Origin of the sequence: Rhizobium sp. AG207R, assembly GCF_027109195.1 — a bacterium.
GTDB classification, from domain to species: Bacteria; Pseudomonadota; Alphaproteobacteria; order Rhizobiales; family Rhizobiaceae; genus Rhizobium; species Rhizobium dioscoreae.
This window is the reverse complement of the sequence record NZ_JAEPVT010000004.1, coordinates 354,262-379,625: the sequence shown is the minus strand read 5'-3', so window position 1 is coordinate 379,625 and position 25,364 is coordinate 354,262. Positions and strand designations below refer to the sequence as shown.

The window sequence follows — 25,364 nt, the reverse complement described above, 5'->3', positions numbered from 1 at the left end:
TCCGCGCTCAATCTTTGCGTAACAACTCTATGGCGTCCTGTTGGCCGAATGAGGGATACGCCATGCAAACGCACCTGATGAGATCGAGGAAGTTCGCGCCGCTGTTCTGGACGCAATTTCTGACCGCCTTCAATGATAATTTCTTAAAGCAGACCCTGGTTTTCGTCATTCTCGCGCAGATGGCGACCGAGGGTGCGGCGCTGGTCACACTTGCCGGCGGCATCTTCATCGTGCCGTTCCTGCTCCTGTCGGCGATCGCCGGCGAGCTTGCCGACAAATACGACAAGGCCAAGATGGCAGAGCTTCTGAAGCGCTGCGAGCTCGGTGTCGCGGCGATCTCCGTTGTCGGCATCGCCTTCTCCTCCATCTGGATCCTGATGCTTGCCCTCTTCGGCTTCGGCGTCATTTCCTCGCTCTTTGGGCCGATCAAATACGGCATCCTGCCGGATCATCTGCAAAGCCGGGATCTTCCAAAGGCGAATGCCTGGATCGAGGGCGGTACTTTCATTGCCATCTTGACCGGCACGATGGTTGCGGCGGTCGCCTTCCGCGAGGGCGAAAATGTCTGGATCTTCGGGCCGATGATGATGGGGCTTTCCATCCTCTGCTGGTTCGCCGCCCGTCTGATTCCTGCGACCGGTTCCAAGGCACCTGATCTCATCGTCGACACCAATGTCGTGCGCTCGAGCTACCGGCTGGTCAACGAGCTTCGCGCTGACAGCCGCATTTGGCGCGCTTCGCTCATGAACTGCTGGTTCTGGTTCGTCGGCGCCTTCATCATGTCGATGCTGCCGGTCATGGTCACCGATATTCTCGGCGGCTCGGAAATCGTCGTTCCCGCCTATCTGGCGATCTTCGCCATATCGGTTGCCATCGGCTCAGCCATTGCCGGATGGATGGCGGCCGGCCGCATCGTGCTCTTGCCGGCGCCGATCGGCATGCTCATCGTCGCGCTCTTTGGCCTCGATCTCGGCTGGAACCTCTGGGGTCTGCAGTCGACCTCTCATGCCGAAACCATTCTCGCCTTCTTCGAGGGACCAAAGACCATCCGCGTTGCCATCGACCTCGCCGGCATGGCGATTGGCGGTGCCTTCCTGGCGGTTCCAACCTTCTCGGCCATGCAGAGCTGGGCGCATGAGGATCGCCGCGCCCGCGTCATCGGCGCCTCGAATGTGCTTTCCGCTCTCTTCATTGCCGTGGGTTTGGCGCTTGTGGCGGTGCTTCAGGCCGTAGGCCTGTCGATCCCGATGATCATTCTTAGCATCTCCGTGCTCAACGCGGCGATCGCCTGGCTCATGCTGAAAATGCTGCCAACCAATGCCTTCCGTGATCTCATCTCCATCATCTTCCGCGCCTTCATGCGGCTAGAGGTCGAGGGCCTTGAGAACATCCGCAAGGCCGGCCCCGCACCGATCATCGCGCTCAACCATGTAAGCCTGCTCGACGGTGCTCTCGCGCTCGCCATCACCGAGGAAGAGCCCGTCTTCGCCATCGACTATGCCTTCGCGAGGAAATGGTGGGTGCGGCCGCTTTTGAAGATGTGCAAGTTCCTGCCGCTCGACCCTACCAAGCCGATGGCGACGCGCTCGCTGATCAAGGTCATCCAGGACGGCAGCCCTGTCGGCATCTTCCCCGAGGGACGCCTGACCGTCACCGGCACGCTGATGAAGGTCTATGACGGTGCCGCCATGGTGGCCGACAAGACCGGCGCCATGATCGTGCCCGTTCGCATCGATGGTTTGGAAAAGAGCTATGCCTCCTATCTGACCTCGAGCCATGTTCGCCGTCGCCTCTTCCCCAAGGTCAAGGTGACGATCCTAGAGCCGGTCAAGCTCGACGTATCCGCAGAACTCAAGGGCAGGAAGCGCCGTGTCGCCGCAGGTGCCGCTCTCTACCAGATCATGTCGACGCTGATGTTCCGCACCGCCGACACCAATAATACCGTCCTTGGACGCGTCATCGACAGCGCCCATGAATATGGCGGCAAGAAACTCGCTGTCGAAGACCCGATCGCCGGCAAGCTCTCCTATGCCAAGCTGCTGACAGGGGCTGCGGTATTGGGTGCGAAGTTCAGGAAGATGTTCCCGAACGAGAAGACGCTCGGCGTGATGCTGCCGAATGCCAATGGCACCGCCGCGACCGTGCTCGGCGTTATGTCGGCGGGCAAGGTTCCGGCCATGCTGAACTTCACGGCTGGTGCGGCCAACATCCTATCCGCCTGTCGGACGGCTGAGGTCAAGCATGTGCTCTGCTCGCGTGCCTTCATCACGCAAGCAAAGCTCGGTCCTGTGGTCGAGGAGCTCGAAAAGCATGTGACCCTCGTCTGGCTGGACGAGCTGCGCACGCAGATCACCGCTTTCGACAAGATCGTCGGCCTCATGCGTAAATATCGGCCGCTGGTAAAACGCAATGCCGATGATCCGGCGGTCATTCTCTTTACCTCCGGCTCGGAAGGGGCACCGAAGGGCGTCGTGCTGACGCACCGCAATGTTCTCTCGAATGCCGCCCAGGCCGCCTCGCGCATCGACTTCCACCCTGGCGACAAGGTGTTCAATGTCCTGCCGATGTTCCACTCCTTCGGCCTGACGGCGGGCACGATCCTGCCGCTGGTCTCGGGCGTGCCGGTGTTCTTCTATCCGTCGCCACTGCACTACCGCATCGTGCCGGAGCTGATCTATGTGTCGAACGCTACTATCGTCTTCGGCACGGATACGTTCCTGAACGGCTATGCCCGCACAGCTCATCCTTACGATTTGCGGTCGATCCGCTACATCTTCTCGGGTGCCGAGCCTGTGAAGGCATCGACCCGCGAGGTCTACATGGAGAAGTTTGGCCTGCGCATCTTGGAAGGTTATGGCGTCACCGAAGCCGCGCCGGTCATATCGCTGAATACCCCGATGTATAACCGCACCGGAACGGTCGGCAAGATCATGCCGGGGATAGAATGGAAGCTCGAGCCGGTACCCGGCATCGACGAGGGCGGCCGCCTTCTGATTCGCGGCGCCAACGTCATGGCCGGCTACCTGCGCGCCGACAATCCCGGCGTCCTCGAGCCGCTGCCTGAGGGTTGGCACGATACCGGCGACATCGTTACGATCGATGAGGACGGCTTCGTCAAGATCCGCGGCCGCGCCAAGCGCTTCGCCAAGATCGGCGGCGAAATGATCTCGCTTGCCGCGGTGGAAACGCTTGCCGCACAGCTCTGGCCGGGTGCTCTCAGCGTCGTCTCGGCGGTGCCCGACGTCAAGAAGGGCGAGCGTCTCGTGCTCCTGACCGATGCGCCGGGTGCGACGCGAAGCGATTTCCTAGCATTCGCCAAATCGAAGGGGGCCACGGAAATGATGGTCCCCGCCGAAGTGACCGTCGGCAAGGTGCCGGTTCTCGGCTCCGGCAAGGTCGATTTCGTGACGGCGCGTGCCATGGCTTTGGAAGCTCAAGCGCAGTCACAGGCGGCGTAAGCTCCGGATCCTGAAGCAGCGGAGCGGTCGATGGTTTCTGCCATCGGCCGCTTTTTGCTGCCAGTTCATGGCGGAGTGCATCACTTTCGTTTCAGGCGGCAATTGGCAGGATGATCTGAAACGTCGTGCCATCCTTGCCGCTATCCAACAACTCGACGCTACCGCCATGCGAGGCGAGCATCGCTCTCACGATGCCGAGGCCCATGCCCGTGCCGCCATCGTCCCGCCGCGTCGAGAAGAAGGGCTCGAAGACGCGATCCCGATTGCCATCGGCAATGCCACGACCATTATCGCGCACCTGGATCGTCATTCTCCGCCCTTCGTCGCTTGCCTTGATTGTAAGGCTTGTGGCGCCGTTCTGGGAGGCATTTTCCGCCAGATTGGCGAAGACAATACCGGCGGCCTCGACTGGCAGCGGCAGCATCTTGACGACGCTGCCTTCGTCGCTAATGGCCAATTGGCGAAATTGCATCTTTAGCTCGGTTATAACGTCGCGAAGGCTGCTTGAACCTTGCTCGGACGGAAGCTCGGCTTTCGCCAGCTCTCGCAGGCGGGACAATAGCCTGTCCAGCCGCTCGGTGTCGGCAATGATATTTCCGAGAAAGCGGTTGCGCTGCTCCGGGCTCATCGGATTGCTGTCGTCATCGTCGCGCAGCAGTTCCGCCGCTCCCTTGATCGAGGTGAGGGGCGATTTCAGTTCGTGCGAAACATGGGTGGCAAAGGAGCGCACATAATCGGAATGATCGACCAGCTTGCCGGCGAGATCGAGAAAGCTCTGCGAAAGGGCTGCGACCTCGCGCGTGCCGTAGATGTCGAGCGGCCGGATTGCGGATCGTCCGCCGCGGGCGATCTCTTCGGTGCGGGCGATCAGGGCATTGATCGGCGTAGTCAGCGTGCGCGTGAGCACATAGGCGACGATGAGGGTGAGGATCAGAACGGCAGCGAGGGTGGCGATCTCCGCCGGTGCCATGGCTCCCGAGGCGGCGCGTACGGCGCGAAACCAGATGACAGTCAGCAGCGGCAGCATCATCACGGTCAGAAGCACGGCATAGACGATGAGGGCAAGCGGCGGCCGCCATTTCGGCTTTACCCTTGGCGCATGCATCAGACGCTTCCTTCCGCTGGTGATGTCAGCTTGAAGCCGATGCCGTGCACCGTGGCGATGATGCCCTTGCCGCCAGCGGCCGAAAGCTTGGCGCGGAGATTGCGGATATGGCTGTCTATGGTGCGGTCTGCGACCTGCATGTCAGCGCCATAGGCCGCTTCCATCAGTTGATCGCGGCTGAAGACGATCTCGGGGCGCGACAGCAGCGTATCGAGGATCGAGAATTCAAGTGCGGTCAAGGTGAGTGGTACATCGGCAAAACTGGCGGTGCGGCCACCGCGATTGAGCCGCAGAGATCCCACGGACACGGAGCCATTGGCCGCATCCGGCTCAGAGCCATGGCCGGTTCGCTTCAGGATAGTCTTCACCCGGGCAACCAGTTCGCGCGGGCTGAAAGGTTTGGTGACATAATCGTCGCCGCCGATTTCCAGGCCGAGAATCCTGTCGATTTCTTCGTCGCGCGCCGACAGGAAGAGGATCGGAAGGTTCGATGTCTTGCGAATGCGGCGGCAGACTTCCAGCCCATCCATATCGGGCATGCCGACATCAAGGACGATGAGGTCGAGACCGCCTTTGTGAAAGGCCATCATGGCCTCAGTGCCATTGCGCGCGGTCGTCGTCTTCATGCCGGCGCGGTCGAGCGCGAAGCAGATCACGTCGCGAATATTCGGTTCGTCGTCGGCGACGAGGATGCGCTGGGCCATGCTGTAAGGATCCTGGTTCACCCATTCGTTTTCTTCGTTTCCGCCTGATCTTGCAAGAGTTGCGTCCATTTGAGGTAGCCGTCGAGACGGGCTCCACGGTATGTCCAGCTTCGCCAATCGTGTGAGCGTCCGAGATGCTGCCATAGTAGTGTTTCGCGCACCCTGCGAGCATCCGCGTCGGCGGGCAGCGATGCCAGATAGGTGTCGAGCGCCGGAATGGCCGCCGGGCCGAGTGTCAAGAGATAATCAAGATCGAGCACGATGCCTTCACCCGATATCTCACGGCTATGGGCAACGTTGAAGCGGGCGATGAAGGCGGGAATATCCGTGAGCGCGGCGGCATAGAGCGTAAGAACCAGCATCGCGGCACTCAACGCGATCAGCCACTCGTTGGAGCGATCCAGCAGGATGCGCAGAAGGATGAGGCAGAGACCGACCGCGACCAGCCCCATCCAGATGCCGGCAGCAACGCGCAGCTCCGTCAGCGAATAGACTTCGACATAGAGGTCGAGCCGCAGAATGGAGGAAAGGCAAAGCAGGATGTTCTGCGCGATCCAGAGATGCACCAGGCCGCGAAGCATGGGGCTTCTATCGCCTGGCCCGCCGCGCCGCATGGCAGCAAGCACGAAGATGGCAGCGAGGATTGCGGTGAGCATCAGCGGATAGGCGCCGCGATGGGCGTATTCGGCATGGCTCATGCCATCTGGCAGGTTGGCGCCACCCCAGAGATAGGTGAGATCGAGCAGCGTCTGCACGGCAAACAGCACATTGAAGACCAGCAGCGAACGCAGCAGGGCACCATGGCTGAATAGCGCATCTTCAGCTCCGGTTGCGATATCGGGAACATCCCGTCGGCGAAGGCGCCGCCGCATGAGGCGTGGGCGAAGCAGCAGGCGCAGAAAGGCTGCAACGGCAAGCCAGAAGCCGATCCGCCATATGCTCAACAGTTGGAGCAGGAAGGTAAGGTCGATGCTGCGCAGCGTCTTGTCGATCAGCGGATTGGCGGCTGCGAAGAGGGCAAGAAAGCCTGCGGCAAAAACCAGCGGCATGATCCAGTTGCGAAGATGATGCCGGACGCCGCGCGGTGACGGTTTTTGCAGGTGCTGCAGCCAGCGATAGCTCGCGCGGCGAAAAGGCCGCGCCGGTACGTCCAGAAGGAAACACAGCAGCACAAGCGGCAGGCGAGTCCATTGCGAGGGGATCAATCCGCCGATGCCGAGCGAGATCAAGCAAAGGCTGAGAAGGCTGATTGCGATGCCCATCCAGGAGGTGGCTTCGGCAAGCGGAATGGACGCGACAAGGCCGAGGGCGACAAGCGCCGCGATTTTTTGAACGGATGGTCTTTTTCGGGAGGAGTTGAGCAGACCGGCGGCAACGGCATTGGTGAAGATAAAAAGATTGAGGCCGGGCTGTCTGTCGAAAAGGAGAAGGTCTGCCAGGGCGACAAGGGCAATGAATGTGAGGAGTTTGCGACGGGATTTATTTGTGGAGTTTAAGGGAAGGGTCGCTGCATCGGATAGGCTCATCGGTATCGGCTCCGTGCGAGATGTTCGGCGAAGGGTATGATCTCGGCCTCTTGAGCGGGCGGATCGGCTTGAGGATGACGATCGTCCCTGAGCCACCAGCCTTCTTTGAGAAGGCTGCGTGGCAAGCGGGCGGGCGGAGCGGTGACTGTCTCGGGCGTGTTGTTCATGGCGCGACGATGGCGCCCGTCTTTGCAGAATCTGTGCAGAAGCCCAGGAGCTATTCAGGAAAATGGGTTAGGTTGGAAAGTTCAAATCATCGCACTTGTCTGAGATTTGAACAACAATTGCCGTGCGCAAGGCCAATCTGGGCAGGATAAATTTTAGCATTACGTGAAAGATGTCTCAAAATGGGGCAGTCACTTGTGGAACTTAAGCATATATTTCCCAGCTTCCAGTCGGCCTATGGATTGCCGGTCTGAAAATCGATTTGTTGACGCGGCTGTCGTACTCACCCCTGACGACAGCCGGGAATCTCGGAAGCGGCCGCTCGGCCGCAACCGAGGTTCTCGTCAGAAGATCGCGACGCCCACAGCTCTCCGCGCCGCGCGATGCAGACGAGGGTTGGTGCCTGTGCGCCGGAAAAAAGCTTTCCACGCTGCATATTCTCGCTTGATCCCGCAGCTGCTTTTCATAATAGAGGGCTCGGCACGGCGTGTACTTTAGGAGTGCCTGAAGAAGGCATAGAGGACGGCAGATGAGAATTACCACAATTACGAATTGGGCCTACGGTATCACCGTGGTCCTGACCGTGCTGTCGGCTGTGGCATTCATCCTCTCGGCCCGAAGTGCTGTGCAGGAGCGGCAGGCCGTGGAGCAGCATCTGCTGCTGAACAGCATGGGCGAGGAGCTTGCGCTCGGCGCGGAGGAAACGACGGACGAAGCTCGCCTCTATGTCGTGCGCGGCGAGGAGAGACATCTGAATGCCTTCACCGTCGACGAAGGTGAAGAGCGTCGTCGGGATGCGGCCATCAATGCTCTGCGCGGCCCCGGCATTCCGGATGCCGAGCGTCAGGTCATCGAGGAGGTGGCGGTCAATGCGCAGGCGCTTGATAAAGTGGAGGCGGCGGCGGTCGCCGCCTATACCGGCGGCGATCAGACCGGTGCGCGCGATACGCTGTTCGGCCCTGAACATGAGCGCATCCAGACGGCACTGCTCAACAGCGTCAATCAGTTTCGCGCCCTAGCGACGGCGCGCACCGAGGCGGCTTTCCGTTCCGCGCAGGCACGCAGCGATCTCTGGGCCAACATTGCCAAGGTGATGCTAGCCTTGACTGCGGTGATATTCCTCGGCGTGCTCTATTTCATCCTGCGGCGCCGGGTGGCGCTGCCGCTGGTGCGCATGACCGGGATCGTCAACCGGCTGGCAAGACAGGATTATGCCGTCGAGGTGCCGACCGACCGCCGCCGTGACGAGATCGGCGAAATGAACGATGCCATACAGATCTTCCGCGAGAACGGTCTGGAGCGAAACCGTCTCGACGCCGAGCGCAAGCGCGATCTGGAAACCAAGGATCTCATTCTGCAGATGATGCATCGCCTCCAGGCCTGCTACGCCCAGAAAGAACTTGCCGAAGTCGTTGCGCTCTTCGTGCCGCAGATCTTCCCCGGCGTCGCAGGGTGCCTCTACACGATGAATGAAAGCAGGACGGCGCTGAGCGAAGTCAGCCGGTGGCTGGAGCCTGAACATACCGAGCCTTTCTTTGCCGCTTCCGCCTGCTGGGGCCTGCGCCGTGGCCGTCCGCATGTCAGCCACGTGGCGGATACCGATATTCCCTGTCAGCATCTGGATCACTCCGGCGTGCCGGGTCTTTGCGTCCCCCTGACCGCGCTCGGCGAGGCGATCGGCCTGCTTTACTTCGAGGACCGCACGAAGGATGCGACGGCCGCCGATGCGCCGCGGCTCTATCTGGAGCTGATCGCCGAGAATATCGGCCTTGCGATCGCCAATCTGCAGCTGCGCGACCGGTTGATCAATCTCGCCGTGCGCGACGCGCTGACAGGCCTGCTCAACAGGCGCTCCCTGGACGAGGCGCTCAACAACCTTCACAGGGATCAATCCGCCCGCACGGTCATCTGCATGATGATCGACATCGATCACTTCAAGCGTTTCAACGACGAGTTCGGCCATGATGCCGGTGACGAGGTGCTGCGACATGTCGGGCAGATCGTTGCCGATACGGTTGGCGAGGCCGGTACAGTCTACCGCTTCGGCGGGGAGGAGTTGACGGTCATTGCCACGGATATGACCGACGAGGAAGGTTTTGCGCTTGCCGAGAAGCTGCGTACGAGTGTGTTCGGCACGCCTTTTTCTTATCGCGCGCGGATTGTTGGGCCGCTTTCCGTCTCCGTCGGCATCGCCTCTTCCCCGGTGTCGGGACCGACCACGACCCTGATCAACCGCGCGGACGGCGCTTTGCTGAAGGCAAAGCTGAACGGCCGCAATCGGACAGTGGCGGCGTTCGTCGTGGAGGCGGGCGGTGAATTGCGGGTGGAACGGAGCTGATTTCGACGGACGACAGCGGCGGCGAAATGCGGTGTGGTCACCTTGCCGAACACATGCTTGGATTGTAGCCTGAGCTGAAGGTCGCATAGCGGAGGAAGGTGATTTCATGGCCGTGACGCAGAGCAATTCATCCTTGTCACCTGATCGCGAGACCTTGCAGGCCATGGGCTTTGATCCCGAGCTCGGACGCAAATTTGAAGCCGGCATCGAATCCGGCCTGCTGCGCGATCTGCATGTCGTGCTTGCCGCCCGTTCCGGGCGCGTATGCCTGGAATATTACGCCGTTGGTTCCGACGAAAATTGGGGAGATCCGCTTGGGGATGTCGCCTTCGACGCCGATACGCTGCACGATCTTCGTTCGGTCACCAAGAGCATTGCCGGCCTTCTTTATGGCATCGCGCTCGACAGGGGATTGGTACCGCCACTGGATGCATCGCTCTACGAGCAGTTCCCGGAATACGGCGATCTCGCCCGAGATCCTGCGCGCGCCAAGATCACTGTCGGCCATGCCCTGACGATGACGCTGGGGATGGAGTGGGACGAGGATCGCCCCTATACGGACCCGCTGAACAGCGAAATTGCGATGGAGAATGCGCCGGACCGATATCGTTTTGTTCTGGAACGTCCGGTGATTGCCGAGCCGGGGACGCGCTGGATTTATTCCGGCGGCAGCGTCGCGCTGGTGGGGGCGGTCATCGAGCGCGGCACGGGCAAGCAATTGCCCGATTTTGCGCGAGAAGTTCTCTTCGAACCGCTGGGGATTGCAAAATTCCACTGGAACGCCGGGCGTGACGGCGTGGCGTCGCCCGCATCCGGATTACGCCTGACCGCTCCCGATTTGCTGAAGATCGGGATGCTTTTCCTTCAGAAGGGCGTGTGGAACGGCAAAAGGATCGTCTCGGAAGAGTGGATCGCGCAATCTCTCGCGCCGGCGATTTCGACCGGGGACGGTCTGAGCTATGGCAGACTGTGGTTCTCGGGCGACGCGCCGGTGCCGGCGTTTGATGGGCCGCGTCCATGGTATGCCGGCTTCGGCAATGGTGGGCAGAGGCTCTGGCTGATGCCCGATGCGGATATCGCCGCTGTCATCTACTCCGGCAAGTATAATTCCTGGGACGCGTGGATCACGCCCGCCCGCGTCTGGCGCGAAATCATCCTTGCCAATCTGCTGAAAGCGTGACGATGGCGCCTTCAAAAGCCGAGTTCCCCACCCTTGTCACCGAGCGGCTGCGGCTTCGCGAAGCGAGTATGGACGATCGCGACGACTTCCATGCGCTGATTTCGATTCCGGAGGTCACGCGGTTCTCGAATTGGGTTGATGCGCCCAAAATGGCGCAGATTGAACGTTCCCTGCGATGGATGATCAAAATCTTCCCCAAGGGAGCAGGTTGTTCATGGATCATCGAGGATCGGCTTTCAGGCCACTTGCTCGGCGCGATCCGCTTCAATAGCATCGATCGGCGTGCCAAATGCGCCGAACTTGGATATGAGCTGCACCCTTCGGCCTGGGGCAAGGGGCTGATGAGTGAGGCGGCGAGGGCTATCGTCCGGTGCGGCTTCGACGATTTTTCGCTCAATCGCATCGAAGCCTGGACGTTGCCGGGAAACACAGCTTCCGATCGGGTTCTGGAAAAAGCGGGCTTCCAATATGAGGGCACACTGCGGCAGAAGGCGCGGTTCAAAGAGGCCTTCCATGATTTCCGCATGTTCGGCTGCCTGGCCAGCGACCGACAGAACTAGCCTCTAGTCAGTCCCCTGGCTGATTTCGCCGGCCAGCGCTGCGGATTGAAAATAGCCTCGGGGCGAGCGCCCGAGCGTCCGCCGGAACATGGCCGAGAAGGCGCTTGGGCTCTCATAGCCGCAGTCCAGCGCGACATCGAGAACACTTCGACCTTCCGCGAGCAAGGTGAGAGCCTTCAGCATGCGTGCCTGTTGTCGCCACCGGCCGAAACTCAGTCCCGTTTCGCGCTGAAATAGCCGCATGAGGGTTGCCCGGCTCATATGCAGCCCATTGGCCGCCTCTTCGATCGAGATTGTGCTCGCAAGATCGCCGAGCAAGGTTTCGCAGAACGCCGCAAGCCTCGGATGTTTCGGTAGAGGGAGCTTCAGCGGCTGTGCCGGCAAAAGGGTAAGTTCGAGAAGCAGCAGGTGAATGACTGCCTCCACAACCTCTTTCTGATCGGGTTTGTCGACAAGACCGGCGAGCCGCAGGATGAGTTCGCGCAGCAGCGGGGTGACTTCCACCACCGTGCACTCATTCGGTAACGCATCTCTGCCATTGGGATCGATCAATAATGAGCGAAACTGCACGCTCGTATGGCTTGCCGTCACGTGTTCGAGCTGCGGCGGCAGCCAGACCGCTCGGCTCGGCGGTACGACCCAGGTGCCGCTATCCGTGGTCAAGGAGATCACGCCGCTGACGGCGTAGAGCAGTTGCGCCTGCTTATGGCTGTGGCGAGAACTGGTGAAGCGATGATCGTCATGTGCGATGACGGCGACACCTTCAGCGACATCCGTGCCGTGCTGAAGATAGTATTGATCCTTTTGCGACGATGAATGATCCATACGCGCGAGAATATCAAAGATGTCGACAGTAACCTAGAGTTCCTTTCCAGCAGGATATCTACTTTCGTGTCTGCCGCATCCCACAATCTGCATCGATCGGATCGGCCGCATGGCGCTGCCGTCGCATCGCTGCGCGTGCGGATGGATGCCGGCACTTCGTCCTGCATACCCGTTTCTCTTCAGTTTTCCGTTGCATTGCGACTTAGCCGCGGTCGTCGGGCCTGACGGCATCCCGGCGGCCGTATTCTGCTGTCCGCTTCTCCCCAATTGACCGACATGCAACGGAACGGATCATGCTGAAGAATCCTGAAACCAAATATCGTCCTTTCATCTCGCCCATCGAATTGCCGGATCGGCGATGGCCGAACAGGCGCCTCGCCAAGGCACCCCGCTGGCTGTCAACGGATCTGCGCGACGGAAACCAGGCGCTCGCCAACCCCATGGATGTCGAGCGCAAGCTGCGCTTCTACGACATGCTGCTCGCCTCAGGCTTCAAGGAGATCGAGGTCGCCTTTCCGTCGGCCTCGCAGATCGAGTTCGATTTCGTCCGTGCGCTCATCGAGGAACACCGCATCCCCGAGGATGTGACGATCCAGGTGTTGACCCAATCGCGCGCCGATCTCATCGCGCGCACGTTCGAATCCCTCATCGGCGCCCGCAAAGCCATCGTCCATCTCTACAATGCGACCGCACCACTCTTCCGCCGCGTCGTCTTCGGCATGGAGCGACACGAGATTGTCGACCTTGCCATCAGCGGTGTTACCGCAATGCAGGAGGAAAGCCTGGAGCAGCCGGAGACCGACTGGACCTTCGAATATTCGCCGGAAACCTTCTGCTTCACCGAGCCGGATTTCGCGCTCGAAATCTGCGAGCGCGTGCTCGATGTCTGGCAGCCGACTGCGGAACGCCCAGCCATCCTCAACCTGCCGGCAACGGTGGAAGTGGCGATGCCGAATGTCTATGCAGACCAGATCGAATGGTTCTGCCGCCATATTTCGCGCCGCGATGCCGTCATCATCAGCGTTCATCCGCATAATGATCGCGGTACGGCGGTGGCCTCGGCCGAGCAGGCGCTGCTGGCAGGCGCCGATCGGGTCGAAGGTTGCCTGTTCGGCAATGGCGAGCGTACCGGCAATGTCGATCTGGTGACGCTGGCGCTAAACCTCTACACGCAGGGCATCGATCCCGGCCTGACCTTTCCGTCGATCCGTGAGGTGGTGAAGACGGTGGAATATTGCAACGGTCTGCCCATCCATCCGCGTCACCCCTATGCGGGCGAACTCGTGCACACGGCCTTCTCCGGCTCGCATCAGGATGCGATCCGCAAGGGATTTGCCGCGCATGAGCGGCGCAATGACGGCGTCTGGGAAATGCCCTACCTGCCGGTCGATCCCGCCGATATCGGCGAGAGTTACGAGGCCGTCATTCGCGTCAACAGCCAGTCGGGCAAGGGCGGGGTCGCCTGGGTGATCGAGCAGGACAAGGGCTTGAAGCTGCCGCGCGCCATGCAGGTCGATTTCAGCAGGCGGGTGCAGCTCCTCGCCGATGAGACGAAGCGCGAACTGACGGCCGAAGATATCTGGAAGGCGTTCGTCGACGCCTATCATGTTGACGATTTCGAGCGCTTCGAACTCGTCGATTACGAAGGTGGTTTTCGCAGGGGAACCGGCGCCGAGCGCATCTTCACTGGCCGGATTCGCCATGGAAACCAGGATGTCGTCGTCAGCGGTCGCGGCAACGGCCTCGTTTCGGCGGTACTTGCCGCGATTGCCGAGGCCTTCGCAGTGGAACTGAGCGTCATGGACTATCAGGAGCATGCCCTGCGTCGCGGCAGCGATGCGCAAGCGGCCGCTTATCTGCAATGCGTCCGGCCGGACGGATCGCAGGTCTTCGGCGTAGGTATCGATGCCGATGTTGCGACCGCAACCGTCAAGGCTGTCCTCAGCGCCGCCAGTACGGCCGGTTGACGATCGTCTGTTCCGCCCGCGCTATCGGCTGCAAATCGGCCGATAGCCGGGCGGCGCCAAGACGCCGGATTGGATCATTCGATTGGCTGCAGCCAGCCCCGATAATGAACGACGGGGCCGATGAGAGGGAGGGCAATCGATACGTCGAAGTGGAAGCGATCGTCCTCCGCCCATTCACGAGCGATGCTTTGGGGCGCCAGAAGGCGCGGCAGCGGAATGCGCAGGAACGACCAGTGTCGCATCTCCATGCTGAGCCCGTTGCCACGGCTAGGAAGATCGAATGCAAAGCGGAAGGGACCGAAGCGTTCGACAAGGTGGCCATTCTCTTCGTTCAAATGGCTGTGGAAGCGCTGGCCGGAAAAATCCCGCGTCCATTCTTCTATGCCGTTGGTTTCCTCGAAGGACACATGTAATGCGTGCTTTCCTGCCGCGGGAAAGCCAAATATTTTCGCGACCAGCCGTGCAAGCGGTGAGCGCCCACGGGTGACGACCGCCTCGCCTCTGGCGCCGCCATCGCCGAAGACCTCGTGCATGGCACGGACCGGTTCGGATAGATGAGCAAATGCAGGCCCCATGACACGCTGATAGAGCGGCATATAGGGTGCTTCCGTCGTTTCCTCGGCAACCGCCAGATCGCGAAACAAGCCCCGGAAATCCTCAAGCGACAGGAGCCTGCCGGCGTGACGGGCGCCGGGCGAAAGACGGCAGTCGCGCAAGGCCCGCGCCAGCAATTGCGCCGGAAGCGTGGGAATTTCCACGCCGTCTCCATTTTCGGCGATCAGGGTCCAGCGACGAGCCTTCATGGTGCCTTGCTCTATGCCCTTGATCTCGATCATCACAGCCGATCGCGCCGTGCCAAGCCTCGCTGTCAGGCGTTGCAACGGCAGCAGAAAGCGGCTGATCTTTCTAAGCGATGTCAGCCAGCCCCAGGCGACCGGCCAGGACAACAGCCAGAGCGCCAAAGACTGAAAGACGAATTCCGGCCCCGCGCGGAAAATGACGCTGGGCTGTCCGGCAAAACTATCGACCAGAAGATCGTGATCCGGCACGTCGGCAAGCGCCACCAGCCGGCGCAGAGCGCGGTGGCCGGAAACCGCATAGGTTTCGCGCTTCAGCATGTGCCAGCCCGTCGCATCCTGCCAGTGCCGGCCGCGCCAGAGCCGCACCGGCTTGCCGACGTAACTCAGGATCGCGGCTGCGACCGAGGCGCCGGCGGTCGCGCGATTGGAGGCGCTGATCGACATTTTTATCGAGCGAACCTCCTCCATGTTCTTGGCAAGGGCGGCTACGACGGCGCCGGAGAGCGCCGGGACGCTCGACGCGCCCGAGATGATGGTGACGCCAGCGGTCTTAGCCTCTTCGTCAAGCGAGCTGATCGCGCCGACGAAATCGCGCGCGTCGGCAAGATCGATATAGTGGATACCGGCCTCTATGCAGGACCGCGGAACTCTCTGCTCACTATATTGGAAAGGGCCTGCCGCATCGATCAACAGAAAGGGTCTGTGCTCCCCGAGGATCGCAGAGATATCGCCATTTCGATCGGCTTGCAGGGCAAGTGCGTTGGGTAATCGAGCGGCGATTGCTTTTGCTGCTTCAAGATTGCGTCCGGCGACCAGAACCTCGAAGCCGTCTTCGGCAAGGCGCCGCGATAGCCGCGCGCCGAACCCGCCATAGCCGCCGAGAACGAGGGTTCTTTTCAAAGTATGCGGCTCGCCTGCTCGGGTGTCGGCAGCCAGCATGTCTCCCGTTTGCCGAAGATGCGATAGCGATTGCGGGCAAGCCAAAGGTAGATCGGGTCGCGCAGCATGCGCGGTACGATGCGCAGTACGGAAATGGCCTTCCAGGGCCAGCCGAGACCGGCATAAATGGCCAGCACCGCGTCACTATCGCGCAGCACCTTCGCGCCGTCGACGATGATGAGGCTATCCGGATCGGTGGGGTCCATGCCGCAGCGGCGATAGAGGGCGATGCCGGTTTCATTCTGCATGGAGGCAAGACGAAAACGGCCGAGGCGATCATGACGCAGCACGAACTGGGCGTTGGCGGTACACAGGACGCACATGGCGTCAAAGACGATGATCGGCCCTTGATAGTCGCTGATGGTGCTTTTGCTCATGTTGGCGGCATTGTTTTCCGTAGACCCGTCTGGTCACAGCTTTGACCGGTTGCATTGTCGCCGTCAATTGCACGTTTCCGTGGGCTGCCATGTCAAACCGGCAAACGACCGCGAGCTTTGCATCGCAGCGCTGGGCAGCGGAAGGATCGAGAGAAGCAAGCCGTTCGATCGCCGGTTGGCATGCGGCCCGATCTGCAAGATCGGGCCGCGCGCATCGCGGAAGAGTAGCTTAGCGATAACGCCAGCCACCATGCCACCACTCGCGATGCACCCAATAGCGATGCCCATCCCAGTAGCCGCGGCCGGGATAGTAGATGCCATAGGCCGGAACCGCCGGCACGACGACCACAGGCCGTCCATCCGGACGGCAGTAGCCATAGGGATTGCGATGCCAGCCGATGCCGCAGCCATCGCGGGCTTCGGCTGGAGAGATGGCCGCAAAGCAGGCGGTCGCGGCGAAAGCCAGCAAAATGATCTTTTTCATGATGTCCTCATTCGTCCTTGAAGAGCTTCAAGCTGTTATCCCTTCAGCGCTTGAACGGGGACGAGCGGCAAATCCGTCGCTGCATAGCGATGATTTTGCATTCGGACGGGAAAGGCTGGCATACGCGGTGCGTAAGCCGGCGAGCGATGCAGGAGAACTGTACTTACCGCGGAATCAGGCCGCGAGATCAGGATCGAATTTCAAGGGCTCGGGATGCGAGGCGAGATTGAGCCGGGCACGATTTTGCTGCAGGCACCGTTTTCCTGCCGATGAGCGGCATGCGCCGGATCAACGCGCGCAGAACGGCGAGAATTGCCTTGTATTGTTCCCCAGGACACAAGCGGCCGCTGGAATCATAGGCAAACAGGAGACGGCGTCGCGCGAATGCATGCGCGAGCCACAGGGCAAAAGCTACGCCGACGCCCCAGCCCATTAGCGTGTCGCTTGCCCAATGTGCGCCGACCCATTGGCGCGACAGGCAGATGAGGACGCCGACAGGCATGAAGACGGGGCGAAGGCGGGGAAAGACCAGCGCCAGCGACATCGCCATGGCGCCGGCCGTTGCCGAATGTCCGGAAGGAAAGGAGGCAAAGTCGGCGTGGAAGGCAAAGGGACGAAAGAAAAAGGCGCCGTTCGTATCCAGGAGTTCCGGCCTGGCGCGACCGATGATGTTCTTTGCGAGCGAATCGACAATGCCGCCGCCGGCCACCGCCAGGAAGACGAAAGCAGCCGCGGTCGCGATGAGATCTGCCCCCGTTCGCATGGATTTCCGCAGCTTATGCGCGGGCGCGAGGATCGCAAATATCAGCAGCGCTCCGCTGAATGAGAGCACCAGAAGCCCGGTGCCGAGGCTGCTGATCCATTTCGCCGTCCCACGCAATTGCGCGGGAAACGATTTCATCCAGATGCCCAAGGGATAATCGGCCGCCCACATGACGAGCAATGATAAGGCGAGGAAGATGGCGATGATAACGATCGGGCGCTCCAGAAATGCGCGATTCGCAGGCGGCTTAATGGTCGGGGTGTTGAAGAAGCAGTGAAGGCCGCCAGCCATGCGTCTGCGACCGGTGTCGGCGGAACGTCCCAGCATTTCTTTTATGGCCTCTCGGCCCCGCTGCCATGCCTGCATAAAGCCGACTTCCATCAATGTCGAAACAGCCGCTCGTGGAGCTGGGCTCACCAATCGCCTTCCGCTCCGTTTCCCTAGGAAGAAGCTGCTACAGCAACACGCTGACAGCGGCCTGAAAGGTCGCGATTGGCGGGTCAGATCTCGGTTGTGTAGGCGGCAAAACCAAAACGCACGGCATCTGCCAGACAGCTTCGATGTTCGGACTGTGCAATCATGGGCTGAAGAAACAACGGTGCCGAAAAAGACTGTGCCATCAACAAGGTAGCCGCCGAATTTCGCGGCCCTGGGCGAAAGTCGCCACGAGGATTGCTTCGATGGCCTTTTTTAGCGACAATTGGGCTAGCGTTCGGTGGGAGGAGCCAAATGCAGCACTATTCCGCACATGCGGATCAGGTTTACGCGTCGGCGCAATCGGCGGCGGCGAGTTCTTCGGTCGTTGCCTCCTGGCGACGGTGCATGGTCATGCATCGTCTGGCGCCGGAAGAGAAGCGTCTGCCGATGCGCTTGACCAGCCAGGAATTTCAAACAGCGCTGGAGCGATCGGAACGGCTGGTTGCCGAAGCGGCCAGTGAACTGGATCGTCTTTTTCTCGCGGTCGGCAAAGCCGGTTGCTGCCTGCTTTTGACCGACCGGGATGGCATCGCACTCGAACGCCGGGGTGCTGCCGGCGACGACAAGGATTTCCACGATCTCGGTCTATGGACGGGATCCGTCTGGACGGAAGCGAGCATCGGCACCAACGGCATCGGTACGGCGCTTGCCGACGAGCGGGCAGTTGCGATCTTCCGTGACCAGCATTTCTTCTGCTCAAACATCAATCTCAGCTGCACCACAGCGCCGATCCGCGATCATCGCGGCCAGCTTGCCGGCGCGCTCGACATTTCCACCTGCCGCGATGACGTGAACGACGCGACACTGGCGATCCTGTCGCAGACGGTGCGCGATGCGGCTGTGCGCATCGAACTCAATCTTTTCCGCAGCGCCTTTGCAGGTGCCCGCTTCGTCATGGTGCCGACGGATACGGCTTCCACCTCAGCACTGCTGGCCGTCGACCGCAACGACCTCGTGCTTGGTGCGACCCGCGCGGCCCGTCTAGCACTGCGGCTCGATGATCACCGCATTGCTGCAGGCATTCCTGCTTCTGACATTCTTAGCGAGCAGGGGGCCGGGAGTGAGGATCTCCTGGAGGCCGAGCGCGCTGCTTTGCTGAGGGCTCTTTCGCGCGCCAACGGCAATGTCTCCCAGGCGGCCGCAGCGCTCGGCATGAGCCGCTCGACGCTGCATCGGAAGATGAACCGCCTCAATCTCCACTGAAGCGCCATCAACGCGCATTCGATCTGGCAGCTGTCGCAGAGTTGCGACACTGTGCGCTGCAGCACGGCAAGCCGCCTCTATCGCCCGCCGCGATATGCCCTCAGACTTCTCCCATCGGTTCGCTTATTGAACCTGCCGACCAAGGGAGGATGGCATGCTGCATCAGAAGATCGTGGAATCTCCGTTCAAACTCAAATATGGCAACTATATTGGCGGCGAGTGGCGCGAGCCGATCGCGGGCAAGTATTTCGACAATCTCACGCCGATAACAGGCGGCAAGATCTGCGAGATACCGCGCTCCGACGAAAAGGACATCAACGCCGCGCTTGATGCCGCCCATGCAGCCAAGGACAAGTGGGGGCGGACGTCTACCACCGAGCGCTCCAATATCCTGATGAAGATCGCCCAGCGCATGGAAGACAAGCTGGAAGTGCTGGCGCAGGCTGAAAGCTGGGACAACGGCAAGCCGATCCGCGAAACCATGGCGGCCGATATCCCGCTCGCCATCGATCACTTCCGCTATTTCGCCTCCTGCATCCGTGCCCAGGAAGGCTCGATTGGCGAGATCGACCACGATACCGTCGCCTACCACTTTCACGAGCCGCTCGGCGTCGTCGGCCAGATCATTCCCTGGAACTTCCCGATCCTCATGGCCGCCTGGAAGCTTGCGCCGGCACTGGCCGCGGGCAACTGCGTCGTCATCAAGCCGGCCGAGCAGACGCCCGCCTCGCTTTTGGTCTGGGCCGAACTGGTCGGCGATCTCCTGCCGCCGGGCGTACTCAATATCGTCAACGGCTTCGGCCTCGAAGCCGGCAAGCCGCTCGCCACCAGCCCGCGCATCGCCAAGATCGCCTTTACCGGCGAAACGACGACGGGTCGGCTCATCATGCAATACGCCAGCCAGAACCTGATCCCCGTCACGCTCGAACTCGGCGGCAAGTCGCCGAACATCTTCTTTGCCGATGTTGCGGCCGAAGACGATGACTTTTTCGACAAGGCGCTTGAGGGCTTTGCGATGTTTGCGCTTAACCAGGGCGAGGTCTGCACATGCCCGAGCCGAGCGCTGATTCAGGAATCAGTCTACGACCGCTTCATGGAGCGTGCCGTCAAGCGCGTGGAAGCCATCAAGCAGGGCAATCCGCTTGATGCCGCAACCATGATCGGCGCCCAGGCATCGAGCGAGCAGATGGAGAAGATTCTCTCCTATCTCGATATCGGCCGGCAGGAAGGTGCCGAGGTACTGGCGGGTGGCGGTCGTGCCGATCTCGGCGGCGAGCTGTCGAGCGGCTACTACATCAAGCCGACCATCTTCAAGGGCCACAACAAGATGCGCGTGTTCCAGGAGGAAATCTTCGGTCCGGTCGTATCGGTCACGACGTTCAAGGATGAGAGGGAAGCGCTTGAGATCGCGAACGATACGCTCTACGGCCTCGGTGCCGGCGTATGGACCCGCGACGGCAATCGCGCCTATCGCTTTGGTCGCGAGATCCAGGCCGGCCGCGTCTGGACGAATTGCTATCACGCCTATCCGGCCCACGCCGCTTTCGGCGGCTACAAGCAATCGGGCATCGGACGTGAGACGCACAAGATGATGCTCGATCACTATCAGCAGACCAAGAATATGCTGGTGAGCTACAGCCCGAAGGCTCTGGGCTTCTTCTGAGACCTCCCAACGGAAGCTGACAAGGCTCCCGGCTGCGGCCGGGAGCCTTCGAGTATTCGCACATTGGGGATGGAGGATCATCATGGACGATAATGGGTCGGAACCGCGGGTGCTTGCGACCGAGAAGGCACTTGAGCTTATCCGCGAGATACAGAAGGACCATCCCGATATCCTGTTTCATCAGTCGGACGGGTGCTGCGACGGCTCTTCGCCGATGTGCTATCCGGCCAACGAATTCATGATTGGCGACAATGACGTCAAGCTCGGCGAGATCGGCGGTGTGCCCGTCTATATCAGCGGCAGTCAGTTCGAGGCGTGGAAACACACGCAGCTCGTCATCGATGTCGTACCGGGACGCGGCGGCATGTTCTCGCTCGACAATAGGCGGGAGAAACGATTTCTCACACGCTCGCGCCTCTTCGGCGGTGGCGAAGCCTGCGTAATCCCGGACATCAACCGTGCGCCGGTGCAATAGGCGGGGCCATAAACGGCGTGTAGTATTCGCCTAATACCTGCGACCGCAGACACTTTGCTAAAGTGCCGTCCGTTGGTTTTCAGGGAGGAAGACGATGCCAGCAGCAAAGATCCTGATGATTACAGGTGATTTCACCGAAGACTACGAGACCATGGTGCCGTTCCAGACGCTGCTTGCCTGCGGCTACACGGTCCATGCCGTCTGCCCTGGCAAGAATGCCGGCGAGACGGTGGCAACGGCCATTCATGATTTCGAAGGCGATCAGACCTATTCCGAGAAGCGCGGTCATAATTTTGCATTGAATGCGACATTCGCCAGCATCCGCGCCGAAGATTACGATGCGCTCGTCATTCCGGGCGGCCGTGCGCCGGAATATCTGCGCCTGAATCCAGACGTCATCAAGGCTGTTCAGCACTTCTTCGAGGCGGGCAAGCCGGTTGCCGCCATCTGCCACGGCGCGCAGCTGTTAGCCGCGGCCGGTGTCCTCAAGGGACGCACCTGCTCGGCCTATCCCGCGTGCCGGCCCGAGGTGGAACTTGCCGGCGGCATTTATGCCGACATCGCCATCAATGATGCAGTTGCCGACGGCAACCTCGTGACTGCACCCGCATGGCCGGCGCATCCGTCATGGCTGCGCCAATTCATGGCCGTGCTGGATGCCAATGCCTTGTCGTCAGCAAACGCTGCTTGAACTTGAGGGGAGACGCGCATGTGCGAATTGTTCATCAAGGCCGATGCCAGGCTCTGGGAAAGCACCACGCGCTCCCTGCGCATCGATGGCATGGTGACCAGTGTCCGGCTGGAAAATTTCTTCTGGTCGAAGCTGGAGGAAATCGCGCGACGTGACGGAATGAATGTGGTGCAGCTGATCACCAAGCTGCACCACGAATCCATCGACGCCGGCCACGATCTCGGCAATTTCACCTCGTTCCTGCGGGTGTGCTGCGCCCGCTATCTCGACCTGCAGCTGGCCGGCGACATTTCCAGCGATCTTTCCCAGCCGATCGCTGGTGTGGACGCGCCCGCCATCCTCGGTCGCGAGCGCCTGAAGTATCATTGAGCGTATTGCTATGCAGCGCCCGAGAGCCGGTTCTCGGGCGTCTTTGCATCCGACAATCGTTCGGCAATCAGCCGTGCCGCCGCATCAGCAGCGGTTTCCATGTAGCTCGGATCGCGATGGAGCAGGACCACCGCAAATGAACCGTCGAGGAGCAGCATGATCTGGCGCGCGAGCGGCAGGGCATTGTTGCCCGCGCCCGCCTCCACGAAGACCGATCCCAGCCACTCCTCAACCCGCTTCTTGTGAGCGCGCGCCGCAACCAGCGCGGGATGGCCGGGAAGGTTGATGAGTTCCACCGAAGTCCGCAAAAAACCACAGCCCTTCCATTTGGCGCTGCGTGCCGATTGCGCCAGCTGGCGGAAAATGCCGGCAACCTTTTCTGAAATGTCGCCTTCGGTTTCTTCGAACCAGCGTTTGAAGAAGGCAAGGTTCGGCTCGTCGCGCGCCTGCAGATGGGCGGCGATCAGGTCGTCCTTGCTGCGGAAATGATAATAGAGGGTGCGCTTGGTGACGCCTGCCTTCTCGGCGATGGCGTCGACACTGATCGCGCGGATGCCGTCGCTGTGGAAGAGTTTTGCGGCGGCCTGAAGAATACGCTCGCGTGTCGGCAGGGAACTGTCTCTCATGGCTCAATGTATACCGGGTAGTGAATATACACAACGCGGCGATCGTCCCATCTTGACGCCCATGAGCCAGCAACCTCGACCATCCTTGAATGAAGACAGTCTTTCGATTTCCATCCCCTGTCGGGATGACGTCGTTCTCGGTGGCCGCCTTTGGCTGGCGGAGACGAAAAGGCCGGAAGGCAGCGTCATCATCAACCCGGCCACCGGAGTTCTCGCACGCTATTATCACCGCTATGCGCAATTTCTGGTGCGGCATGGGTTCGATGTCCTGACCTTCGATTATCGCGGCATCGGCCAGTCGCGCCCGCAACGGCTGCGTGGGTCCCGTTATCGCTGGCGGGATTGGGGCGAGCGGGATTTCGATGCCGCGCTTCGGCTGATGTCCGATCACCGTCGCAACGGTCCGCTTTTGGTGGTGGGTCATAGCGTCGGCGGATTCCTGCCGGGATTGGCTGAGAATGCTCCGGAGATCGACAGGATGCTGACGGTCGGAGCTCAATATGCCTGGTGGGGCGATTACATGCCGAGCAGGCGGGCCGCTCTGTTCCTCAAATGGCATGTGGCTATGCCTGCGATGACTGCGCTCTGCGGCTATTTCCCGGGCCGGCGGCTTGGCTGGCTGGAGGATCTGCCGAAAGGTGTGGCAAACGAGTGGAGCTTTCGTGGCCCCCGGTTCGAGCGCAGCCATCCTGTGGGCGAGAGGCGGGAGGTGCTACGGCGAATGAGCGCCGTGAAAGCATTGATCCTGGCCGTTGCGGTTTCGGACGACGAACTTGGCACCGTACCGGCAATTCGCCGCACACTGAATTACTATACCGGCGCGCAACGTCAGTCGGTGCTGCTCCGTCCGGCTGATTTTGGTCGGGACGCAATCGGCCATTTCGGCCTCTTTCACGATAGCCATGCTGCCGGTTTCTGGGTCGATACGCTGTCGTGGCTTCGGGAGGGCCGTAATCCCTGGCCGGCATCCGAGCTGAAATAGCAAAGCCGAGTATCCGCATCGGCGCACCACTTCGCGCTTGTTGCATCGGCTGATTGTCTCGGGTAGATGCCATTCACAGATCGTGAATGAGATGAAAGCTAGGCATTTGCCGGCTTTGGAATACTCAAGAAACTTGCAGAATGGAGTTTGGCATGACCAGCCAAAATGACGAATATGTCTATGACGAAGTGACCGGCGAGTGGCGACCTGCCGCGGAGATGGCAGCGGCTGCCGTCGCTACGGAGCTTGTCGTTCACGATGCAAGCGGCAACGTCCTCGCCGATGGCGACTCCGTCACCCTCATCAAGGATTTGAAAGTGAAGGGCGCCAATCAGACTTTGAAGCAGGGTACCGTTATCAAGTCGATTCGACTGACCGACAATCCTGAAGAAGTCGATTGCCGTTACGACGGGATCAAGGGTTTGGTTCTTCGCACCGAGTTCATACGCAAGCGCTAGAACTGTTCCTCCCTCTTCGCATTGCAAAATTGAACGATATCGGGCCGATTATCCGGATTCCCGAATTGTAAAATTGGAAATTGGTGCTTATCTCCTTTGCTGGATGCTTTTACATAACCTGCACGGGTATGTAACGGTTGCAGGCCGGCTGGGGGATTATGCATGCATCTTGAAGACTATGCCGCACTCGGCCGCTCGGAGTTGCGCGTCAGTCCGCTTGCGCTCGGAACCATGACTTTCGATAAGGGGTTCATCCGGCATTCGCATGAAAATCAGCCCGCGGCGATCCTGACGCGCTATCTCGAACTCGGTGGCAATTATCTCGATACAGGCAATGGAGCGATGAAAGCGGGCGGCCAGACGGTCGTCGGTAGTTATGTCGCACAAAACTCGATCCAGCGCGATCGTCTTGTCATCGCCGCCAAATTCGATGTCGCGCGACATGGCGAAAGGCTTGGCCGCAAAGCCGTGATCGATGGCTTCGAGGAGACCCTTCGTCGGCTGCGCACCGACTATCTCGACCTCTATTGGCTGAACAATTGGGACATACAGGCGCCTTTGGAGGAAATGCTGGAGGCGCTCCACGATCTCGTTCAGTCGGGAAAGCTGCGTTATTTCGGTATTTCGGATACGCCGGCATGGAAGGTAGCGCATGCCCATCTCCTGTCGCAGTCCAACGGCTGGGCTCCGTTCATCGGTTTGCAGATCGAATATTCGCTTGCCGCACGGCTATTTGAAATCGAGCTCATTCCCTTGGCACGCGGCCTGGGGCTTGGCGTCGTCTCGCATTCGCCATTGAGCGGCGGCCTCATCAGCGGCCGATATACGCGTGCCAACAATGCGGGCGCAAGAACGGGACATGCCGCGCAATTGGCGCAAAGGCCCGACGAGCAGGACCTTGAAATCGTCGACGCCCTGTTCCGCGTTGCCGATGAGCTCGGTACGACAACCGCACGCGTCGCTCTTGCCTGGGCAATGGGACGCCTTGGCGTAACCTCGACAATTATCGGCGTTCATACACTGGAACAACTCAACGAGGATATCGGCGCACTTGAGGTCCGGCTTTCGCCCGAGCAGACGGCGACGCTGGATGCGCTTACGATCCCGAATCCCGTCACTGCCCTGCCGCTGCCGTTGCAGAATGCCGCGCCCTTGTGCTGTGTAGACTGAACCGCAAACCGTCGCTTGTGCGGGCGGTTGCCGACGCCGGCATCCCTGCCGACGATCGC

22 protein-coding genes are annotated in these 25,364 nt (G+C 60.6%); 13 read left to right on the top strand and 9 right to left on the bottom strand.

Features of this window, described 5'->3' with window-relative positions; translation table 11 throughout:
- Positions 1–62: 62 nt before the first annotated feature.
- A complete protein-coding gene (locus tag JJQ51_RS11765; RefSeq protein ID WP_113329670.1) occupies positions 63–3,458 on the top strand; it encodes an acyl-[ACP]--phospholipid O-acyltransferase in 3,396 nt (1,131 codons plus the stop codon).
- A gap of 91 nt (positions 3,459–3,549) precedes the next feature.
- On the opposite strand, the gene JJQ51_RS11760 is transcribed toward JJQ51_RS11765, so the two are convergent.
- The 3 genes from JJQ51_RS11760 to JJQ51_RS11750 are packed head-to-tail and all read right to left on the bottom strand — an operon-like array spanning position 3,550 to position 6,793.
- A complete protein-coding gene (locus JJQ51_RS11760; protein ID WP_113329671.1) occupies positions 3,550–4,563 on the bottom strand; it encodes a sensor histidine kinase in 1,014 nt (337 codons plus the stop codon).
- Entirely contained in the window at positions 4,563–5,267 is a 705-nt protein-coding gene (locus tag JJQ51_RS11755) for a response regulator (protein ID WP_113329672.1), read from the bottom strand. Before JJQ51_RS11755 ends, JJQ51_RS11760 begins: the two co-directional genes overlap by 1 nt.
- A 17-nt stretch (positions 5,268–5,284) precedes the next feature.
- Positions 5,285–6,793 (bottom strand): DUF4153 domain-containing protein, encoded by a 1,509-nt coding sequence (locus JJQ51_RS11750; RefSeq protein ID WP_269244751.1) that lies wholly within the window; start codon positions 6,791–6,793, stop codon positions 5,285–5,287.
- Between the two features lie 694 nt (positions 6,794–7,487).
- On the opposite strand from JJQ51_RS11750, the gene JJQ51_RS11745 reads away from it, so the two are divergent.
- From JJQ51_RS11745 to JJQ51_RS11735, 3 genes are all read left to right on the top strand, one after another.
- Positions 7,488–9,296: a diguanylate cyclase gene (locus tag JJQ51_RS11745; protein WP_152093211.1), complete on the top strand. Its 1,809-nt coding sequence runs from the start codon at positions 7,488–7,490 to the stop codon at positions 9,294–9,296.
- A gap of 106 nt (positions 9,297–9,402) precedes the next feature.
- Complete coding sequence (locus JJQ51_RS11740; RefSeq protein WP_152093212.1) at positions 9,403–10,476, top strand: serine hydrolase domain-containing protein; 1,074 nt, start codon at positions 9,403–9,405, stop codon at positions 10,474–10,476.
- A gap of 2 nt (positions 10,477–10,478) precedes the next feature.
- Positions 10,479–11,036, top strand: a complete 558-nt coding sequence (locus JJQ51_RS11735; protein ID WP_112723403.1) for a GNAT family N-acetyltransferase — start codon at positions 10,479–10,481, stop codon at positions 11,034–11,036.
- A gap of 3 nt (positions 11,037–11,039) precedes the next feature.
- Here the strand turns inward: JJQ51_RS11735 and JJQ51_RS11730 are convergent, their stop codons facing one another.
- Complete coding sequence (locus JJQ51_RS11730; protein ID WP_113329677.1) at positions 11,040–11,861, bottom strand: AraC family transcriptional regulator; 822 nt, start codon at positions 11,859–11,861, stop codon at positions 11,040–11,042.
- Between the two features lie 293 nt (positions 11,862–12,154).
- Between JJQ51_RS11730 and leuA the strand changes: the two genes are divergently transcribed.
- Complete coding sequence (gene leuA, locus JJQ51_RS11725; protein ID WP_269244750.1) at positions 12,155–13,828, top strand: 2-isopropylmalate synthase; 1,674 nt, start codon at positions 12,155–12,157, stop codon at positions 13,826–13,828.
- A gap of 74 nt (positions 13,829–13,902) precedes the next feature.
- Here the strand turns inward: leuA and JJQ51_RS11720 are convergent, their stop codons facing one another.
- From JJQ51_RS11720 to JJQ51_RS11705, 4 genes are all read right to left on the bottom strand, one after another.
- Positions 13,903–15,567 carry an SDR family oxidoreductase gene (locus tag JJQ51_RS11720; RefSeq protein WP_113350570.1) on the bottom strand — a complete coding sequence of 555 codons (1,665 nt, stop codon included), beginning with the start codon at positions 15,565–15,567 and terminating at the stop codon, positions 13,903–13,905.
- Entirely contained in the window at positions 15,525–15,944 is a 420-nt protein-coding gene (locus tag JJQ51_RS11715; protein ID WP_113350569.1) for a thiol-disulfide oxidoreductase DCC family protein, read from the bottom strand. Before JJQ51_RS11715 ends, JJQ51_RS11720 begins: the two co-directional genes overlap by 43 nt.
- Before the next feature lie 229 nt (positions 15,945–16,173).
- Positions 16,174–16,428: a GCG_CRPN prefix-to-repeats domain-containing protein gene (locus JJQ51_RS11710; protein ID WP_113329682.1), complete on the bottom strand. Its 255-nt coding sequence runs from the start codon at positions 16,426–16,428 to the stop codon at positions 16,174–16,176.
- Positions 16,429–16,615: 187 nt separating this feature from the next.
- Positions 16,616–17,518 carry a phosphatase PAP2 family protein gene (locus tag JJQ51_RS11705; protein ID WP_233788576.1) on the bottom strand — a complete coding sequence of 301 codons (903 nt, stop codon included), beginning with the start codon at positions 17,516–17,518 and terminating at the stop codon, positions 16,616–16,618.
- A 402-nt stretch (positions 17,519–17,920) separates the two neighbouring features.
- Between JJQ51_RS11705 and JJQ51_RS11700 the strand changes: the two genes are divergently transcribed.
- The 5 genes from JJQ51_RS11700 (at position 17,921) to JJQ51_RS11680 (ending at position 22,069) form a co-directional block, all read left to right on the top strand.
- The gene (locus JJQ51_RS11700) at positions 17,921–18,871 is read left to right on the top strand and encodes a GAF domain-containing protein (RefSeq protein WP_113329684.1); all 951 of its coding nucleotides are present in this window, start codon (positions 17,921–17,923) and stop codon (positions 18,869–18,871) included.
- Between the two features lie 154 nt (positions 18,872–19,025).
- Positions 19,026–20,534, top strand: a complete 1,509-nt coding sequence (gene adh / locus JJQ51_RS11695; protein WP_113350566.1) for an aldehyde dehydrogenase — start codon at positions 19,026–19,028, stop codon at positions 20,532–20,534.
- A gap of 82 nt (positions 20,535–20,616) precedes the next feature.
- Complete coding sequence (locus tag JJQ51_RS11690; protein ID WP_145633978.1) at positions 20,617–21,009, top strand: DUF779 domain-containing protein; 393 nt, start codon at positions 20,617–20,619, stop codon at positions 21,007–21,009.
- 94 nt (positions 21,010–21,103) lie between these two features.
- Positions 21,104–21,700: a DJ-1/PfpI family protein gene (locus JJQ51_RS11685; RefSeq protein WP_113329687.1), complete on the top strand. Its 597-nt coding sequence runs from the start codon at positions 21,104–21,106 to the stop codon at positions 21,698–21,700.
- Between the two features lie 18 nt (positions 21,701–21,718).
- Positions 21,719–22,069, top strand: coding sequence for a ribbon-helix-helix domain-containing protein (locus JJQ51_RS11680; protein WP_004124790.1), 351 nt, complete (start codon positions 21,719–21,721; stop codon positions 22,067–22,069).
- 8 nt (positions 22,070–22,077) lie between these two features.
- Here JJQ51_RS11680 and JJQ51_RS11675 read toward each other — a convergent pair whose 3' ends face one another.
- A complete protein-coding gene (locus tag JJQ51_RS11675; RefSeq protein ID WP_113350564.1) occupies positions 22,078–22,695 on the bottom strand; it encodes a TetR/AcrR family transcriptional regulator in 618 nt (205 codons plus the stop codon).
- 61 nt (positions 22,696–22,756) lie between these two features.
- On the opposite strand from JJQ51_RS11675, the gene JJQ51_RS11670 reads away from it, so the two are divergent.
- The 3 genes from JJQ51_RS11670 (at position 22,757) to JJQ51_RS11660 (ending at position 25,305) form a co-directional block, all read left to right on the top strand.
- Positions 22,757–23,677: an alpha/beta hydrolase family protein gene (locus JJQ51_RS11670; RefSeq protein WP_246661125.1), complete on the top strand. Its 921-nt coding sequence runs from the start codon at positions 22,757–22,759 to the stop codon at positions 23,675–23,677.
- A gap of 140 nt (positions 23,678–23,817) precedes the next feature.
- Positions 23,818–24,135, top strand: a complete 318-nt coding sequence (locus JJQ51_RS11665; protein ID WP_113350562.1) for a zinc ribbon domain-containing protein YjdM — start codon at positions 23,818–23,820, stop codon at positions 24,133–24,135.
- 162 nt (positions 24,136–24,297) lie between these two features.
- Entirely contained in the window at positions 24,298–25,305 is a 1,008-nt protein-coding gene (locus tag JJQ51_RS11660; protein ID WP_269244749.1) for an aldo/keto reductase, read from the top strand.
- The last annotated feature ends 59 nt before the right edge of the window (positions 25,306–25,364 follow it).